3 protein-coding genes are annotated in these 1049 nt (G+C 62.2%); 1 reads left to right on the top strand and 2 read right to left on the bottom strand.

Annotated features, from left to right (window positions below; translation table 11 throughout):
• Positions 1-127: homogentisate 1,2-dioxygenase (locus AC1DUU_RS32745; protein ID WP_476787441.1), on the bottom strand; the 127-nt coding region annotated here is incomplete at its 3' end.
• Between the two features lie 84 nt (positions 128-211).
• On the opposite strand from AC1DUU_RS32745, the gene AC1DUU_RS32740 reads away from it, so the two are divergent.
• On the top strand, positions 212-667 hold the full coding sequence (locus AC1DUU_RS32740) for a MarR family winged helix-turn-helix transcriptional regulator (protein ID WP_476787440.1): 456 nt from the start codon (positions 212-214) through the stop codon (positions 665-667).
• A 2-nt stretch (positions 668-669) separates the two neighbouring features.
• On the opposite strand, the gene AC1DUU_RS32735 is transcribed toward AC1DUU_RS32740, so the two are convergent.
• A partial coding sequence (locus AC1DUU_RS32735; RefSeq protein ID WP_476787439.1) for an Lrp/AsnC family transcriptional regulator occupies positions 670-1049 on the bottom strand: 380 nt, incomplete at its 5' end.

Raw genomic sequence — 1049 nt, 5'->3', positions numbered from 1 at the left:
TTTGCGGGCTGTTCTGACCCTGCGGCAGAGCGCCAGGCAGCGCCTCGGTCTCGAAGTCGTTGCCGAAGCCGGGCATGTATTTCACATCGGTGGCAGCGGCCACCTGCTTTTCGGTTTTGTCCAGCATGGCTTGCACCTCCCGTGAGCACATGAGATCGTCGAATTGGTTGCAATTGTAACCGTCGRTTTTGTAACTATCAAAGGCTGTTCGATGCCCGCGCCCTTCGATCTCGAGAGCTTCCTGCCCTATCGGCTCAACCGCGCAGCCGAGCTGATCAGCCTGAGCTTCGCACGCGAATACAAACAGCGCTACCAGATCACGCGGCCAGAGTGGCGCACGCTGGCTGCCCTTGGCAGCGTTGGAAAAATGACGGCGACCGAGGTCGGGGTACATTCCAACATGCACAAGACCAAGGTCAGCCGCGCCGTGCGTGCGCTCGAACAGCGCCGCTGGCTGAAACGCACGGAGGACGATGCCGACCGGCGGGTCGAGCATCTAGAGCTGACTGCGCTGGGCCAGAAGAGCTACCGAGAGATTGCAGCACTTGCCCGCAGCTATCAGGCGAGCCTTGAGCAAACGCTTGGCCACGGCGCGATTGAGAGCATCGAAGCGGGGTTGGCGGATGTCGAGCAGGCGCTACTGGCGGGACCTCGCAAGAGGCGCTGATATCAGCCGATCGGCAGCGCCCCGAACTGCTTGAGCGTGGTCAGCACGATCGATGTCTTGACGTGCTGCACGGCGTCATGCGGCAACAGCACCTCGTTGACGAAGCGCGACAGGTCGGAGAGCCCGCGCACCACGACCTTCAGGTGATAGTCCATCTCGCCGGTCAACGAATAGGCCTCCAGCACTTCGGGCAGGTCGTTGACCAGACGGGCGAAGCGCTGGGCATTGTCGCGGTTGTGGGTAGCCAGCGTCACGGAGATGACCACGAGGAGGTCGAGCCCCAGCTTCTCCCGATCCAACATCGCCTGATAGCCGCGAATGAAACCGTCAGCCTCCAGCCGAACGCGACGGCGGGAGCACTGCGAGGCCGACAGGGCGATCT

Source organism: Aminobacter sp. P4_H6_2 (assembly GCF_056400805.1).
The sequence above is the reverse complement of the archived record's forward strand: the minus strand, read 5'-3'. Positions and strand labels throughout refer to the sequence as shown.